This window comes from Streptomyces sp. NPDC014727 (assembly GCF_043083485.1).
GTDB lineage: Bacteria > Actinomycetota > Actinomycetes > Streptomycetales > Streptomycetaceae > Streptomyces.
Genome location: NZ_JBIBYR010000037.1, coordinates 16,344 through 31,971, shown reverse-complemented (window position 1 = coordinate 31,971; position 15,628 = coordinate 16,344). Strand labels below are relative to the sequence as shown.

The 15,628-nt window shown below is 71.9% G+C and carries 14 protein-coding genes; 4 read left to right on the top strand and 10 right to left on the bottom strand.

The genetic code is table 11. From position 1 onward, the window contains the following. Positions 1-17 precede the first annotated feature (17 nt). The 6 genes from ACF1B9_RS34220 to ACF1B9_RS34195 are packed head-to-tail and all read right to left on the bottom strand — an operon-like array spanning position 18 to position 5,426. Positions 18-1,226 carry a cytochrome P450 gene (locus tag ACF1B9_RS34220; protein WP_391738552.1) on the bottom strand — a complete coding sequence of 403 codons (1,209 nt, stop codon included), beginning with the start codon at positions 1,224-1,226 and terminating at the stop codon, positions 18-20. After that, a complete protein-coding gene (locus tag ACF1B9_RS34215) occupies positions 1,223-2,503 on the bottom strand; it encodes a cytochrome P450 (RefSeq protein WP_391738553.1) in 1,281 nt (426 codons plus the stop codon). The genes ACF1B9_RS34220 and ACF1B9_RS34215 overlap by 4 nt, the downstream gene beginning before the upstream one ends. Beyond that, entirely contained in the window at positions 2,500-3,150 is a 651-nt protein-coding gene (locus ACF1B9_RS34210) for an ATP/GTP-binding protein (protein ID WP_391738554.1), read from the bottom strand. The genes ACF1B9_RS34215 and ACF1B9_RS34210 overlap by 4 nt, the downstream gene beginning before the upstream one ends. After that, a complete protein-coding gene (locus ACF1B9_RS34205; protein ID WP_351072405.1) occupies positions 3,131-3,493 on the bottom strand; it encodes a DUF742 domain-containing protein in 363 nt (120 codons plus the stop codon). The genes ACF1B9_RS34210 and ACF1B9_RS34205 overlap by 20 nt, the downstream gene beginning before the upstream one ends. Beyond that, entirely contained in the window at positions 3,490-3,930 is a 441-nt protein-coding gene (locus tag ACF1B9_RS34200; protein ID WP_365691168.1) for a roadblock/LC7 domain-containing protein, read from the bottom strand. The genes ACF1B9_RS34205 and ACF1B9_RS34200 overlap by 4 nt, the downstream gene beginning before the upstream one ends. Then, the gene (locus ACF1B9_RS34195; RefSeq protein WP_391738555.1) at positions 3,927-5,426 is read right to left on the bottom strand and encodes an ATP-binding protein; all 1,500 of its coding nucleotides are present in this window, start codon (positions 5,424-5,426) and stop codon (positions 3,927-3,929) included. The genes ACF1B9_RS34200 and ACF1B9_RS34195 overlap by 4 nt, the downstream gene beginning before the upstream one ends. A 271-nt stretch (positions 5,427-5,697) precedes the next feature. Here ACF1B9_RS34195 and ACF1B9_RS34190 point away from each other — a divergent pair, with 271 nt between their 5' ends. Both ACF1B9_RS34190 and ACF1B9_RS34185 read left to right on the top strand, forming a co-directional pair. Further along, complete coding sequence (locus ACF1B9_RS34190; RefSeq protein WP_391738556.1) at positions 5,698-8,532, top strand: FAD-binding and (Fe-S)-binding domain-containing protein; 2,835 nt, start codon at positions 5,698-5,700, stop codon at positions 8,530-8,532. Between the two features lie 63 nt (positions 8,533-8,595). After that, positions 8,596-9,000: a RidA family protein gene (locus ACF1B9_RS34185; protein WP_391738557.1), complete on the top strand. Its 405-nt coding sequence runs from the start codon at positions 8,596-8,598 to the stop codon at positions 8,998-9,000. A gap of 18 nt (positions 9,001-9,018) precedes the next feature. Here the strand turns inward: ACF1B9_RS34185 and ACF1B9_RS34180 are convergent, their stop codons facing one another. Then, positions 9,019-9,954: a LysR family transcriptional regulator gene (locus ACF1B9_RS34180; protein ID WP_391738558.1), complete on the bottom strand. Its 936-nt coding sequence runs from the start codon at positions 9,952-9,954 to the stop codon at positions 9,019-9,021. A gap of 170 nt (positions 9,955-10,124) precedes the next feature. On the opposite strand from ACF1B9_RS34180, the gene ACF1B9_RS34175 reads away from it, so the two are divergent. Continuing rightward, entirely contained in the window at positions 10,125-11,102 is a 978-nt protein-coding gene (locus ACF1B9_RS34175; RefSeq protein ID WP_391738559.1) for a DMT family transporter, read from the top strand. Positions 11,103-11,194: 92 nt separating this feature from the next. Here the strand turns inward: ACF1B9_RS34175 and ACF1B9_RS34170 are convergent, their stop codons facing one another. From ACF1B9_RS34170 to ACF1B9_RS34160, 3 genes are all read right to left on the bottom strand, one after another. Next, entirely contained in the window at positions 11,195-12,859 is a 1,665-nt protein-coding gene (locus ACF1B9_RS34170; RefSeq protein WP_391738560.1) for an ADP-ribosyltransferase domain-containing protein, read from the bottom strand. A gap of 124 nt (positions 12,860-12,983) precedes the next feature. Next, complete coding sequence (locus tag ACF1B9_RS34165) at positions 12,984-13,652, bottom strand: macro domain-containing protein (RefSeq protein ID WP_391738562.1); 669 nt, start codon at positions 13,650-13,652, stop codon at positions 12,984-12,986. A 205-nt stretch (positions 13,653-13,857) separates the two neighbouring features. Beyond that, the gene (locus ACF1B9_RS34160) at positions 13,858-14,655 is read right to left on the bottom strand and encodes a DUF5707 domain-containing protein (RefSeq protein WP_391738563.1); all 798 of its coding nucleotides are present in this window, start codon (positions 14,653-14,655) and stop codon (positions 13,858-13,860) included. 404 nt (positions 14,656-15,059) lie between these two features. Here ACF1B9_RS34160 and ACF1B9_RS34155 point away from each other — a divergent pair, with 404 nt between their 5' ends. Beyond that, entirely contained in the window at positions 15,060-15,494 is a 435-nt protein-coding gene (locus ACF1B9_RS34155; RefSeq protein WP_391738565.1) for a hypothetical protein, read from the top strand. The last annotated feature ends 134 nt before the right edge of the window (positions 15,495-15,628 follow it).

Sequence of the window (15,628 nt, the reverse complement as noted above, 5' to 3'; positions counted from 1 at the left end):
GCGTGACGGGGGCAGGGTCAGCCCAGTTCCACCGGCAGCTCGTGGAGGTCGTTCTGGGTGACGATCGGCTTGTTCCGCAGCTCGGACGCGGGGACGGCGAGTTCCAGCTCCGGGAACCGCTCGTACAGCGCGGGCAGGGCCACCCCCGCCTCCAGCCGGGAGAGTGCCGCTCCCGGGCAGACGTGCGGACCGTGGCCGAAAGCGATGTGGCGGTTGGGGGAGCGGGTGATGTCGAAGTCACCGGCGGTCGGTCCGTGCTGTGCCTCGTCGCGGCCGAGCGCGCCGAAGGAGACGATCAGCGCCTCGCCCTTCGGCAGGACCTTGTCGCCGACCTCGACGTCCTCCGTGGCGAACCGGATCAGGACGTGGGACGTGGGGGTGTTCCAGCGCAGGGTCTCCTCGATCACGTTCTCCCACGGCACCTCACCGTTCAGCACCTGCTTGCGCTGCTCGGGGTGGGTCTGGAGCGCGACGACCGCGTTCACGATCAGGCTGATCGTGGTCTCGTGACCGGCCGCGATGATCAGCTGCAGGGTGTTGACGATCTCCTCGTCGGTGAGGTGGTCGCCGTCCTCGGAGGCCGCGATCAGGGCGCTGGTGAGGTCGTCGCCCGGTTCGGCCCGCTTGGAGTCGACGATCTTCGTGAAGAGCGCGCCGAGGTCCGCCATCATCTGCGGGACCTCCTCGGGCGGCGTCTGCGTCGAGAAGAACTTCTCGAAGAGCTCCTTCAGCCGCGGGTGGTCCGCGCTGTCCACGCCCATCAGTTCGCTGATCACGTTCATCGGCAGCGGATACGCGAATTCCGCCTTCAGGTCGACCGCCTCGCCCTCGGGCAGCGCGGCCAGCCGGTCCAGGCTCGCCGTGGTCAGCGCCTCGATGCCGGCCCGCAGCCGTTCCACCCGCTTCACCGTCAGTGCCTGCGCGACCAGGGTGCGCAGCCGGCGGTGGTCCGCGCCGTCCACCGTGAGCATGGAGCGCCCCGGGTTGGCGAGGCCGATCAGCGGCCAGTCCATCGGTATCTCGCCGCGCTGCCAGGCACTCCAGACGTTGATGTCCTTCACGATCCGGCTGTCGGTGAGCAGCTGGCGGGCCTCCGCGTGGTGGGTGACGGCGTAGCAGTGCACCCCGCCGGGCAGTTCCACCTCGGCGAGCGGGCCGGCCGCGCGCAGCCGGGCGCTCTCGCCGTCGAGGTCGGTGACGAAGGGGTCGAGCGCGATCCGGGTCATCTCTTGCCTCCGATGGCGGTTTTGAGCGTGGTTCCGAGGGCTGGGGTGGGGGTGAAGACCACCGGCAGGTCCGTCAGTCCGCGCAGCCACGGGGACGGGCGGCGGGTGAGCTGTCCGGCGGGGACGGCGAGGTCGATGTCCGGGAGCCGGTCCAGGAGCACCTCGATGCCGGTGCGGGCGATGACCTCGGCGGTCTCCTGGGCGGGGAACGGGCAGCGGTGCTCGCCGTGGCCGAAGGAGAGGAACGCGTTGTTGCCGCCGGTGAGCGCGGAGCCGTCGGTGCGGACCTGCGGGTCGTAGTTGGCGGCGGCGATGCCCAGCAGCAGCAGGTCGCCCGCCTCGATGTGGCGCCCGCCGAGGTGGGTGTCGCGCGAGGCCCAGCGGCCCGCGACGTTCTGCGTCGGGGTGTCCTCCCAGAGCACCTCGTTCATGGCCTCGGCGACGCTGTGCCGGCCACCCGAGAGGGAGGCGGCGAACCGGTCGTCGGTGAGCATGAGCCGCAGCGAGTTGCCGATCCAGTCGGCGGTCGGCTGGTGGCCCGCGGCCATCATGACCATCAGGTCCTGGGCGACCTCCTCGTCGGTGAATCCGCCCTGGTCGGCGAGCATCCGCGTGGCGACGTCGTCGCCGGGCACGGCGTGCTTGTCGACCAGCAGCTGGACCATGGACGAGGCGAGGTGCTGCTGACCGGCCAGCGCCCGTTCCCGGCCGTCGATCATGTCGTTGATCGAGCCCACGAGCTCCGCGCCGACGGTGTCGCTGAAGCCGTAGATCTTCGCCAGGACGAGGGCGGGGAGCAGCATCGCGTACTCGGCGATGATCTCGGTGCCGCCCGTGGAGCAGAACCGGTCGACGAGTCCGTCGGCGAACTCCTCGGCGTACCGCTTCAGCGCGAACGGGTCGACGGACTCCAGCGCGTTGCTGATCATCGCGGCGCGCTCGGTGTGCCGGGGGCCGACCGTGTAGAGGATCGACGGCTGCTTGCGGCCGATCATCGGCAGCAGCGGCCAGTCGTCGGGGATGCGCTCCCACTGGTTCCACAGGTCGGAGTCCCGGCTGAACAGCACCGGGTCGGCGGTGACCTGGTGCAGTTCGCGGTAGCCGAGCACGAGCCAGGCGGGGACGTCGCCGTCGAGGACGACGGGCGCCACGGCCCCGTGGTCGCGGCGCATCTCCCGGTACAGCCGGGTCGGTTCGGTCTGGAACCGCGGGCCGGAGAGCGGCTCGCGGCCCTGGGACACGGGGCAGCCGGAGGCCGGCGCCGGGGGCTGGGTCACGAGGTGGGCTCCGGGGTCTTCTCCGGCGTGATCTCCGGACGGGCGGCGGACGGGGTGGAGACCTTGCCCTGCGAGAGGGCGTGCAGGTACTCGACCAGCGTGATCAGTACGTACTTGCTGGATGAACGGTCCCGGGCGTCGCACTCCACCAGGGGGATGTCGTCCGAGAGGTCGAGCGCCTCCCGTATCTGCTGTTCGGTGTGGAGCGGGCCGCCGAAGTCGTTGCACGCCACGATGAACGGCGTGCCGTGGTGCTCCAGGCGGTCGATCGCGTACCAGGAGTCGGCGAGCCGGCGGGTGTCGACGAGGACGACCGCGCCGAGCGTGCCCGAGAACAGCCGGTCCCACAGGAACCAGAACCGCTCCTGGCCGGGGGCGCCGAAGAGGTACAGCACCGAGCGTTCGTCGAGCGAGATCCGGCCGAAGTCGAAGGCGACGGTCGTGGACGTCTTCGACTGCACACCGTCGAGATGGTCGACGGCCTCGCCCGCGCTGGTCATGGTCTCTTCCGTGTTCAGCGGACGGATCTCGCTGACGGAGCGGACCATGGTGGTCTTGCCGACCCCGAAGCCGCCGACGACGACGATCTTCAGTCCGTTGTCGGCCGTCGCCTGCAGGGCGGTACGGTCAGAGGTTGCGGAGTCCAACGAGCACCTGTTCCAGGATGTCGGGGTCGGGGAGCCGGTCCGCGACACGGGCGGTACGGGGGTGGCGGGCGCTGATCCGGCCGGTGTCCAGCAGATCGGACAGCATGATCCGGACGATGCTGACGGGCAGGCCGAGGCCCGCGGCGATCTCGACGACCGCGGTGGGCAGTTGGCACATCCGCAGGATCGTGACGTGCTCCGACTGCATGCCGGGGACCGGCTCGCACTCGGAGACCACCAGCGTCACCAGGTCGAACGCGTCCGAATCGGACCGGCTGCGGCCACCGGTGAGGGTGTACAGCCGGTCCGGGTCGTCGTCCCGGCCGGGGCGGCGGCGGGTCATACGTTCGCTGTCGCGTCGACGGCGGCCGCGGGGGCCGAGGAGGAGCGCGGCGGCGCGCTCAGGTGCTCGCCGAGCTGCTCGACGAGCTCGCTCATGTTGTGCCCGATGAGACCGACGTCGGCCTCGTCGGAGGCGACGACGGCGAGATGGGCGCCCGCGCCCGCCTCGACGATGAACAGCACGCCGCCGTAGAACTCGGCCATGGCGGACCGTACGCCGCCGGTGCCGTCACCGAATTCGACGGACGCGCCGTGCGACAGGCTCTGGATACCGGCCGAGATCGCGGCCAGCTGGTCGGCCTGGTCGACGGAGAGCTCGGGGGTACGGCACAGCTTGAGGCCGTCCCTGGACAGGACGAGGGCATGACGGGTGCCGGGGGTGCGCTCCAGGAGCCCCTCCAGCAGCCAGTTGAGCTTCTCGTCGGTGGTCGCGGTCATCGGGTGTTGCCTTCTTCCGGGTGCGGGGGATTGGGCCGGACAGCCTGGCGGAAGCTGCTGAAGCGGGCTGCCTGTTCCTTGGGGTCGGCGGTACGGGGCGGCGGGGTCGCGCCGGTGCCGTTGGCGTTGGCGCGGGCCTCGGCGGCGGCGAGGGTGCGGCCGCGGGGGCGCTTGGGGAGTCCGCTCTCGCCGAACCGGGGGAGGTTGCGGGTGGTCTCGGACGCGGGGGAGTCCGGGAGCGCGGCGGAGTCCGCCGGTGCCGGGTCCTGCGGGAGCCGGGTGTCGGCCGCGGCGGCCGTCTCGTGGGCGGGCTCCGGCTCGGGGACGGGCTGGGTCACCGGCTGGGTCACCGGCTGGGACGGCACCGGTTCGGACACCGGGGCCGGGGCGGCCGGGACCTTCGGCGCGGCACGGGTGAGGAGTTCCTGCGGGATCATCATCAGGGCGCCGGTGCCGCCGCGCGCGGACGGCCGGAACGACACGGTCAGACCGTGCTTGCGGGCCAGCCGGCCGACGACGGCGAGGCCGAGCCGGGTACCGGAGAGCCCCGTCAGGTCCTGGTGCGTGGCCGAAACTGCGCGCTCGGCGCGGCGCAGCTGGACATCGCTCATGACCAGACCGCTGTCCTCGACGGTCAGGACGATGCCGGCCGGCACCTCCTCGACGTACACATGGACCTCGGCCGTGGGCGGTGAGAAGTTGGCCGCGTTGTCCAGGAGTTCGGCGAGCGCGTGCATGACGCCCTCGGCCGCGTGACCGGCGACCGCGACATCACTGGTCGAGTGGAGGCGTACGCGCTGATAGCCGCTGATCCGGCCCATCGCGCCGCGCAGGATCGACTCCATCACGATCGGCTTCGCCCAGCGCCGCCCGGAGCGGGCGCCGGTCAGCACGGCGATGGAGTCGGCGAGGCGGCCGGCCTGGGCGGTGCGGTGGTCCAGGTGGAGCAGATCGCCGAGCACGTCCTCGGCGGCGTGCCGGTGCTCCATCTCGCGCAGGTCCGCGAGCATGCTGGTGGACAGGGCCTGCATGCGGCCCGCGGCGTTGGCGCAGGCGGCGATCGCGGCGGAACGCTCGGTCTCGCTGTGGGCCGCGCGGGCGCCGAGCCGCTCGGTCTCGGCGGTGAGCCGTTCGGTCTCGGCGAGGGCCTGCGCGGTGATCCGCGCCGTCTCGGCCGCTGCGGCGGCCTTGATCCGGGCGGTCTCGGCGGTGAAGCGCTGGCCCTCGGCCGCGGAGGCGGACACGAGCCGGCTGATCTCGCCGGTGAACCGGTGGGTCTCCGCCGCGAGACGGGCGCGCAGCCGGTTCGTGGTGGCGCGGGCGTGGACGGCGGTGGCCACGGCGGTGGACAGCAGCACGGCGGCGGCGCCCGCCCCCCAGGCCAGCGTGGGCCGTACCGAGTCGGGGGCGGCGACGACCGCCCACACGCACAGGGATCCGGTGACGGCCAGTGAGATCAGCAGGGCCAGTGCGGTCGGCCGGGATGAGGGGCTCAAGTGGAGTCCTTGGGGGCGGACGGGACGAACGGGCGGGCGGGACAGATCGGGACACTTCGTACGGCACAGGCGAACGCGACAACTGGAGCTGATAATTCCAAGCCAAGTTGTGGTCACTATATGAGAATTGACACTCCCTTTGGGAAGTCCTTGTGGCGTTCTCTGTTACGTATGTGACTACGCGTCCGACGTATTCCGACGTATTGACGTATTCAGGGGAATCGTGCGGCCTCGGGCGGCCGAGTGGCCCGATCAACGGCATCCTGAGCCCATGGCCGCACATCAGAAACCCACGGAACGCGCCGAACTCGCACAGGCCCTGCGCTCCGCCGTCCGCGGAGAGGTCGACTTCGGGCCCACCGCACGGGCGTTGACGACGATGGACGCCTCCAACTACCGCCGCGTACCCCTCGGCGTCGTCGCCCCGCGCGACGCCGACGACGTGGCCGCCGCGCTCGCCGTCTGCCGCGCGCACGCGGTGCCCGTGGTCCCGCGCGGGGGCGGCACCTCCATCGCCGGGCAGTCCACCGGCACCGGGGTCGTCCTCGACCTCACCCGCCACCTGCGGAGGATCGTCGAACTGGACGCCCGGTCCCGCACCGCGGTCGTCCAGCCGGGCGTGGTCCTGGACGATCTGCGCGCCGCCGCCGCCCCGCACGGGCTCACCTTCGGACCCGACCCCTCCACACACAGCCGCTGCACGCTGGGCGGCATGATCGGCAACAACTCCTGCGGCGCGCACTCGGTCGCCTGGGGCGCCACGGCCGACAACCTGCACGCCCTGACCGTGACCCGCTACGGCGGCGACACACTGCGGCTGGGCCGGGGCGGCGGGCCCGGATTCCCCGCCGGGCTCGTCGGACTCCCCGAACTCGTCGGTGCCGACCTCGCTCTCCTGCGCACCGGCTTCCCCGCGCTCCCGCGCCGCATCTCCGGGTACGCGCTGGACGCACTCCTGCCGGAGCGCGGGGCCGACCTCGTCCGTGCCTTCTGCGGCAGCGAGGGCACGCTCGGCGTGGTGACGGAGGCGTCCGTACGACTGGTCGAGGCGCCGGCGGCCCGCGCGCTCGCCGTACTCGCCTACGCCGACGAGTCCGCCGCCGCCGAGGCCGCCGCCGGTCTGCTCCCCCACCACCCCCTGACCGTGGAGGGCATGGCCGCCGATCTCGTACGGGAACCGGCCGGGCTGCCGCGCGGCGGTGCCTGGCTCTTCGTCGAGACGGGCGGCGCCACCCCGGCCGAGGCGCGGGCGCACGCCGAGCGCGTCCTGCGGGCGGCCGACGCGCTGGACGGCGTCGTCGTCACCGACCCGGCCGGACAACGGGCCCTGTGGCGCGTCCGCGAGGACGCGGCCGGCACCGCCACCCGGATGCCGGACGGCACGGAGGCCTGGCCCGGCTGGGAGGACTGCGCCGTACCACCCGCCCGCCTCGGCCCGTACCTCCGCGACTTCCGCGCCCTGCTCGCCGAGCACGGACTGCGCGGTACCCCGTACGGACACTTCGGCGAGGGCTGCGTCCACGTCCGGATCGACTTCGACCTGCTGAACCCCGAAGGGGTGGCCCGCTTCCGCCGCTTCTCCGGAGAGCTGGCGGACCTGGTCGTCGCACACGGCGGATCACTGAGCGGGGAGCACGGTGACGGTCAGGCCCGCGCCGAACTGCTCCCGCGCATGTACGGGGACGAACTGGTCGCCCTCTTCGCCCGGTTCAAGGACATCTGGGACCCGGACGGCGGCATGAACCCCGGCATCCTCGTCCGCCCGGCCCGGCTCGACGAGAACCTCAGGTTCGAGGTGCTGCCGAGGCGCCCGGTGGACGTCGCGTTCGGCTACCCGGACGACGGCGGCGACTTCTCCGCCGCGGTACGCCGGTGCGTGGGCGTCGCCAAGTGCCGTACCGCCCGGCCCGCGGGCGCGGGCGTGATGTGCCCGTCGTTCCGGGCGACCGACGAGGAGGCCCACTCCACCCGGGGCCGGGCCCGGCTGCTGCACGAGATGCTCGCGGGCGAGGTGATCACGGACGGCTGGCGGAGCGAGGAGGTGCGGGACGCGCTCGACCTGTGCCTCGCTTGCAAGGGCTGTCGCGGCGACTGCCCGGTGGGCGTCGACATGGCCACGTACAAGGCGGAGTTCCTGCACCACCACTACCGGGGGCGGCTGCGCCCGGCCGCCCACTACACGATGGGGCGGCTGCCGGGCTGGCTGCGTCCTGCCGCCCCGTTCGCGGGCGTGCTGAACACCCTGGCCCGGGTGCGCCCGTCGGCCGCCCTGGCCAAACTGCTCGCCGGGATCGCGCCGGAGCGCGGGATCCCGGTGCTCGCACGCGAGACGTTCACCCGGTGGCTGCGGCGGCGGTCGGCCGGAGGAACGGTGATCCTCTCCGACGACCAGGTGGCCATCCTGTGGCCCGACACCTTCACCGACCACTTCTCGCCCGAAGTGGGCCGGGCGGCGGTCCGCGTCCTGGAGTCGGCGGGCCGGACCGTGCTGACGCCCGGCCGCGGGCTGTGCTGCGGTCTCACGTATGTGTCGACCGGCCAGCTCGACAGGGCCCGTACGGTGATGCGCCGGACCCTGGACCGGATCGGTACGGTCCTGGGAGACCCCGTCGTCGTCCTCGAACCGAGCTGCGCCGCCACCCTCCGCACCGACCTGCCCGAGCTCCTCCCCGACGACCCGCGGGCGGCCGAACTCGCCGGATCGGTGAGGACCTTGGCGCAGTACCTGGAGGAGTACGCCCCGCACTGGCGGCCACCCCGCCTGGACCGCCCGGTCACCGGCCAGACCCACTGTCACCAGCACGCGGTCCTGGGCGACGCCGCGGATCGCCGGCTGCGGGAACGGGCCGGTCTGACGGGCGAGTTGAGCGGTGGATGCTGTGGGCTCGCCGGAAACTTCGGCTTCGAGCGGGGCCACTGGGCGGTGTCGGTGGCCTGCGCCGAGGAACAACTGCTGCCGTCGGTGCGTGCCGCGGAGCCCGGCACGGAGGTGCTGGCGGACGGATTCTCCTGCCGGACGCAGCTGGAGCAACTGGGCGGCGTGCGGGCGCGGCACCTGGCGGAGGTGCTGGCGGAGGGCCTGCCTCGGGTGCCGCCGGAGGGGTGAGGGCACACTTTCCGGCGGGCACCGGCACGGGTGTCCCGACGGACACCGGCACGAGGAGAAGCAGTGAAACACCACGTACGCCCCGAGGGGGCTCCGCCCACCAACGGATACAGCCACGCGGTGACGTTCAGCGGGACCATGGTCGCCGTCTCGGGCCAGGTGCCGGTGGACCGCGACGGAAACCCGGTGGGCGCCGAGGACGCCGAGACGCAGGTGCGTCAGGTCTACGCGAACCTGTCCACCGCGCTGGCGGCGGCGGGATGCGGTCTGCGCGATGTGGTCAAGCTGACGGTGTACCTGACCGATCTCGCGGACCTGCCCGCCTTCCGCCGGGTGCGTGACGAGCACCAGGACGCCGGGCGCCCGCCCGCCTGCTCCCTGGTGAGGGTCGCCGGCCTGGTCCATCCCGGATTCCGGGTCGAGATCGACGCGCTGGCCGTCGTACCGGGCAGCGGCACGCCCCGCTGACGTGGATCCCGTGCCTGTTCACGGGGCCCGGTACGGGGCGTCGCCCCGCACGATCTCGCGGGCGAGCGCGACGAGATCGTCCAGCGCGGGATGGCCGGGGGCATCACGCCGGGCGAGCAGGACCGGGATGGTCGGGGCGTCGACGAGCGGGCGGTAGGCGACCCCGGGGTGCGGATGCATGCCGACGGTGGACGCGGCGGACACCCCGACGCCGCGCCCCGCCGCGATGGCGGTCAGCCAGTCATCGGTGTTGGCGACGGTCAGGGTCGTGGCGGGCCGGGTGTCCGGCGGCCAGAGGTCGACGGTGGTCGTGCCGGAGACGGTGTTGAGGACGACGGTGCTGCCCGCCAGCTCGGCGAGCGTGAGCACGGCGTGCCCGGCGAGCGGTCCGTCGGTGGCGACGGCCGCCACCCGGTCCTCCTCCAGGAGCACCTCGGTGACGAGCCCCGGCGCCTCGACGGGCCCCCGCAGGAGCGCGGCGTCGACCTCGCCGCGGGTGAGCCCGGCGGTGCGGTCGTCGATCCGCAGCAGTTCGAGCGGGGTCTGCGGATACCGCTCCTGCCAGCGGCGGAGCAGGGGGGTGGTGTACGGACCGAACGCGGACCAGGCGTGCCCGAGCCGCAGTGGCCAGTGGCGCAGCCCGCCGGGGTCGAGCGCGGCGTCGAACGCGGCGACCGCGGCGGCGGCCCTGTCCCGGAAGGCGACGCCCTCGAAGGTGAGGGCGAGATGGTGGGTGGACCGGTCGACGAGCCGGATGCCGAGGCGCTGCTCCAGGGCGGCGAGTGTGCGGGAGACCGCGGGCTGGGTGAGGCGGAGGCGGGCGGCGGCGCGGGTGACGTTGCCCTCGTCGGCGACGGCGAGGAAGGCACGCAGATGGCGGACCTCGATGCCGCGGCCGGAGTCGTGGCCCGACCGGTTTCCGGTGCGGCCGTCATCGCTGCGTCCCAGGCTCATGCGCGAGGAGCATAACGGGAGCCCAGCAGGCATTTCACGCACCACGCGAAGGTACCTACCGTAAGAGGGATACCGCACCACGGGAGTGCAGTATTTTCAATCGAGCAGTACATTGAAATGCACCGTCGTGCATCAGGCGTCGGGCTTCGGAATCGGGAGGGACACCGCAGGTGAACGACCAGCGCAGTGCAGCAGCGGCCGCGGCCACGGAGCAGGCCGCGGCCGTGGCCGTACCGGAGGCGGTGTCCGCCCTGGGCGGTGCGGCAGGTCCCGCACGCCCCGGGGGCCGGAGGGCGGCGCTCGCCCCGGTCGCGCTGGTGGTCGCCGGCGGCCTCTCCGTCCAGTTCGGCTCCGCGGTCGCGGTCCTGCTCATGCCCCGGGCCGGCGCGCTCGGGGTCGTCACCCTGCGCCTGGCCGTCGCCGCGCTGGTCATGATGGCCGTCTGCCGCCCGAAGGTGCGCGGCTACACGCGCGCCGACTGGGTCACGGTCCTCGCGTTCGGGCTGGCCATGGGCGGCATGAACACGCTCTTCTACCAGGCCGCCGACCGCATCCCGCTGGGCGCGGCCGTCACCCTGGAGGTGCTGGGTCCGCTCGCCCTCTCGGTGGTCGCCTCCCGCCGCCTGATCAACGTGGTGTGGGCGGGCCTCGCGCTGGGCGGCGTGGTGCTGCTGAGCGGCGGGGGCTTCGACCGACTCGATCCGGGGGGCGCCGCGTACGCGCTGGGCGCGGGCGCCATGTGGGCGACGTACATCGTCTTCAGCGCCCGCACCGGCCGCCGCTTCCCCCAGGCGGACGGCCTGGCCCTGGCCCTGGTGGTCGCCGCGCTCCTCTCCCTGCCCCTCGGCATCCTGGAGTCGGGCTCGAAACTGCTGGTCCCTTCCACGCTGGGGCTGGGCGCGGTGGTGGCACTGATGAGCTCGGTCCTTCCGTACACCCTCGAACTCATGGCGCTGCGCCGTCTGCCCGCGCCCACCTTCGCGATCCTGATGAGCCTCGAACCGGCGATCGCGGCCACGGCCGGCTTCCTGATCCTCGACCAGGCCCTCTCCACGACGGACGCCCTGGCCATCGCCCTGGTCATCGGCGCGAGCATGGGGGCGGTGCGCAGTCAGGTGCGGAGCGGGAAGGGCCGCGACCGCGCCTGACGGCCCGCCCGCGCCCGCCCGCACTCCGCGACCACCTGCCCCGGACACCCGACGCGCCGACCCGTAGCGCTCGTGTGCCCGGCCCCGGGATGTCACGACACCAGGCCGGCCCCCTCCAGCTCGGTCAGCCGCACGGTGCACAGACCCCCACGTTCGGCCTTCACCTCCGTCACCTTCAGCTGCGTCCCCGGCGCGAGGATGTACTCCTCCTCGCCCGTGAACGCGGAGAACCGCCGGATCCCCACCGCCCGCGCGGGCGTCACCTCGAACAGCGTCCGCCGGCCACGCCCGCCGAGGAACGCACGGGCCACACCCAGCTCGGACGTGCACGACGACACGCCCCACCACGTCACCGTCCGCCCCAGCGGGTACTGGGACCGCAGATCCAGCGCCACACCACGCCACAGCGGCCGCGTCTGCGCCGGCAACGCCTCCATCGCCGAGAACAGCAACCGCAGGTACGGCAGGTACGGCACCACGCGCTCGCGGTCCGACGAGCGCAGCACGGCGTTGATCTCGCGGTAGAAGCCCGACTCGCACGTGTACAGGTAGAGGGCCGAGATCGCGTCGGCCGACAAGGCGCCCACGGCCTCCCCGGACAGCGCGCCCGCGGACGCCGCCTCCGCGGCCTTCGTCTCCCCGAAACGGCTCGACAGATCGATATGCCGATCCAGGTGCGCGAGCACCCGCGAGACCGGCTCGACGGCCTTCCGGAAGTCCATCAGCGGCGTGTCGAACACCCCGGTGACGGGCGGCAGGACGAGGCCCTCGTCCTTGACGCTGGTGAGCCGCTCCAGATACAGCTGGTGCAACTCCATCGTGGACGCGATGAACGCCCCCATCCGCTGTGCGACACCACCGTCCTGCGGCCCGCCCGCCCCGCCCGTCCCCTGGTCCCAGCCCTTCCGCGGCAGCCAGTCGACCGGCTCGGCCCCCACCGCCGCCAGGGCGTCGTTCACCTGGGCGAAGTGGTCGCCCTCGCAGAACAGATCCCCCTGCGCGGCCGGATTGGCGTGGTCCAGGTGACGGACCTGCACCCCCGGGTACTTCTTCTCCAGCCGCTGGACGACCCTCTTCAGACTCCGGGCGTGCGCGCCCCACCAGGCGAACACCACCCCCCGGTCGTCCTCCTCCGCCGCGTCCTGCTTCGCCCGGAGGATCTCCTCGACGATCTGCTCGGCCACGGGGCGCCAGAACGACGTGTGCCGATCGGTCGCCATCGCCCCGTCCGCGCTCGCCGTGAGGGACGCGTTCAGCAGCAGCACGCCCTGGGTGAGCATCGCCTGGAACCACTCGGGCGGCTGAACCGTGTCCTCCTTCTTCAGCAGGGCGCGGACGTCGCCGATCGGGGTCTTCTTGACGATGCCGTACTTCCACATCGCGGCCGCCTTGATGAGGCAGCGGATGCTGACGACCCGGCCGAACTGGCTGTCCTTCCAGTCGTTGAAGGTGTTGTCGAACATCGCGATGCCCGTCGCGCTCTCCGGCCGCGGATAGGGGTTCTGTCCGAAGACGACCACCTTCCACTTCTCCGGCGGATGCGGCTTCAACGCCTGGAACGTCAGCTCGCGCACCGGAACGACCTCCGGGCTGCGCTTCGGGCCGATGAAGTCGGCGGCTCTCGGCTGCGCCTCGATCACCGGTCCGAGCAGCGGCAGCCACGGCTCGCCGCCACCGGTGAACAGGTCGGCCAGTCCCAGCGGATCCCCGGCCGGGGAACCGGCATCGCCCGCGGCCGTCACGTCGACATCACTCACGAGGGGGGAACTCCCGATACTCGAACCGGACGCCTCCACGGGCGCCCCGGCATGCTGAACAGATGCGGCAGGGCCGTCGCCGGTGTCCGCGCCCTGGGCGGCACCGGCCTGCGAGGTCTTCGGGTCAGTGACGAAAGGAAGGCCGCTGCGGCACGTTGATCCGGACCCGCCGTGCGGACCCCGCTCCCTCGATGTCGTCGAGCTGCCCCAGTACGGCGGCCCGCAACTCGTCGTAGTCCGCGAAACCGTGGTCGTGGAAGAGGGTGTAGCCCGTCCACATCAGGTTGGCGCACACCTTCGCGGGCACCTGCCCGGTCTGCGCGCCCATCCCGACGAGGGCCACCGACCGGATGCTGCCCGGCTTCGCCCGGTTCTGCAGATGCACCGCCTGGAAGGCGGCCGCGCAGGCCAGGGCCACGTTCATCGTGTCGCTGACGTTCTGCGACGACTGGCGCATGGTGGGCGTCGAGATCAGGTACCGGGGTACGTCCGCCCCGGACGGGACGCACACCGCGCTGCCCACCGGCAGCCGTCCGCCGAACCGGTCGCGGATCGCCCGCTGCACCCGCACCTGGATGCCCGCGCCGAGGTACCGCTTGACGACGGCGTCGACCCCACCGTTCATCCGGCCACGCTCGTTGGTGGGGGAGACCCATGCGTCGGCGTCCACATCGAGAAGGGAACCCCGCCTGATCTCGACCTCCGGCGTGTCCGCGAACGCGGACCGCCAGGCCGTCACCACCTCGTCGTTGACGTCGACCAGGACGACGCTCAACGCATGCCTGACACCCACGAATTCACCCCTCTCACCCCGTGATCTCGAACAATCCCGAAGCTATCGCGCGCCACTGACAGCGCCGTTCGACAGGGCTGTTCGAGCAGGGGAGCAGGGGAGCAGGGGGACGGCATAGTTCCCGGCGCAAACGCCCCCTCGCGGAAACGACGAAGGGCCCGGCCTGCCGGGCCCTTCGGTTCTCTCGCTACCGCGCGCTGCGGGACTACTTCACGTCGACGAAGTCACCGGTGGCGTTGACTGCGGGAGTCGAGGCCGTACCGGCGAAGCTCCAGCGCCAGTAGCCGTCCTCCACCGCCTTGACCGTGGTCCTCAGCGTGCCGGTGGGGGAGCCCTTCACCGTTTTGACGGTGGTGTATGTGCTGCTGTTCTTCTTCCGGAACTGGAGTTTGACCGACTGGGACGCGTAACCCGCGTACTTACGGGTGTCCCAGTTGGCCCGGTCCAGCTTGCCCGTGACCGTGATGGTGCTGCCCTTCTTCACGGGCTCCGGGGAGGCGTTGGCCGTCAGCCGCGACAGCCGCTGGAACCTGACCGAGGAGAACGTGTCCTTCTCGGTGAAGTTCCCGTCCTTGCCCCATGCGCCGGCGTAGACCCGCCAGGTCGTGGCGTTGGTGTTCCACAGGTATCCGGGATCGACCGTGATGGTGAGGGTGCAGGTCGAGGTGGTGGCGTTCGCGGCCTTGCACTTGGCCCTGTCCCCGTCCGGGTGGAACGCGAAACCGTACAGGTTCGGGTTGCTGTCGCGGCCCCTCCAGATGTAGGAGAGAGCGTCCTCGATGCCCGAGGAGTGGGACGCGGTGACGGAGACCGTCACCTTCTTGGTGGCGGTGGTACCGAGCACGATCGGCTTTTCACTGTTCACAACGACCTTGCTGATCACTGGGGCGGCGTCCGCCCGCGTCAGCGCGAACGAAGGGCTGCTCGCCCGAGAGACCGGCACGGCGAGGGCGGACAGGGCCAGGGCGCCGGAGACAGCGGCAACAGTGGCACGCATACGCATTTGTTCCCCAAGTCTGGTCCGTGGGTCTGCTGACCCGACAGACCAGACCTGGGCCGAACGTGAAGGGTTGTACTCAGAGATGAAATCTTCGCGAAGATCGATGTGAGACGGTCAATGCCCCGCTCCGCCCCGTCGGTCGAACCAGCGCTCCCTGGCCGGCTCCGCCGTCCGCGACGGATCTGCCGAGTGCTTGCCCTACGGCTCGCGGACGCGGCGGCTGTCACCGGCTTCATCTGGCGGGCCGTTTCGGCTTGTCGGACGGTTCCTTCACGGTCCGTACGGATGATGGAAGGGCCGTCACTCCGAGCCGTAGTGCAGCCGCAGAAACTCCCCCGCGCGCCCGCCAGGGATTACGGGACAGCCCTTTAGGGTTGCTCCTGATCCGAGGGGAGGGGGCGGGGCGCATGGCGACCTGGGGACTGGTCATGGAGACGACCGTGGGGGCGGGGGAGCGCAAGCACACGGAGGCATACGTGCTGACGCACCTGGAAGGCACACGCGAAGACGCCCTGATGGAGCTTGAGCGCCGGGCCAGGAACCATGCGCCGGAGCACCCCTGGAGCCCGAAGCGCCGTCGGCTCTTCCGGGAGGGCGGCGGCTTCCTTCTGGTGATCGACGGCGCCTGGCAGTCCTTCAGCACCCGGTTCACGGTGGCCGAACTGCTGGACGACAGCGCCGCACCGCCCCCGCCCGCAGTCGAACCGGTGACGGCGGAACCTGAGCCCGAGGCCGCGGTGCCGCCGCCTCCGCCGTCACCGTCGTCGTCCTCGCCGGTGGAGCGATACGCGGACGGGGTGCCGGTCCGGCCGAGCTGGCTGGGCCGCACCGATGTGCAGTGACGTCCTGCCGGGGCGTTCGGCTTCGTGAGCGACCTCAGGGCGTACCGCGTGCGGGACGAGCCGCCCCGGTGCCGGGACAGAAAATAATGCAAGCATGCTTGCTTGTTTATAGGCCCGCTGCCATGCTCCTGGGC

Bases quoted from the DNA above. Each gene is read 5' to 3' on its own strand.
- ACF1B9_RS34220 (WP_391738552.1), bottom strand. From the start codon at position 1,226: ATGACCCGGATCGCGCTCGACCCCTTCGTCACCGACCTCGACGGCGAG.
- ACF1B9_RS34205 (WP_351072405.1), bottom strand. From the start codon at position 3,493: ATGACCCGCCGCCGCCCCGGCCGGGACGACGACCCGGACCGGCTGTAC.
- ACF1B9_RS34200 (WP_365691168.1), bottom strand. From the start codon at position 3,930: ATGACCGCGACCACCGACGAGAAGCTCAACTGGCTGCTGGAGGGGCTC.
- ACF1B9_RS34190 (WP_391738556.1), top strand. From the start codon at position 5,698: ATGGCCGCACATCAGAAACCCACGGAACGCGCCGAACTCGCACAGGCC.
- ACF1B9_RS34180 (WP_391738558.1), bottom strand. From the start codon at position 9,954: ATGAGCCTGGGACGCAGCGATGACGGCCGCACCGGAAACCGGTCGGGC.
- ACF1B9_RS34160 (WP_391738563.1), bottom strand. From the start codon at position 14,655: ATGCGTATGCGTGCCACTGTTGCCGCTGTCTCCGGCGCCCTGGCCCTG.
- ACF1B9_RS34155 (WP_391738565.1), top strand. From the start codon at position 15,060: ATGGCGACCTGGGGACTGGTCATGGAGACGACCGTGGGGGCGGGGGAG.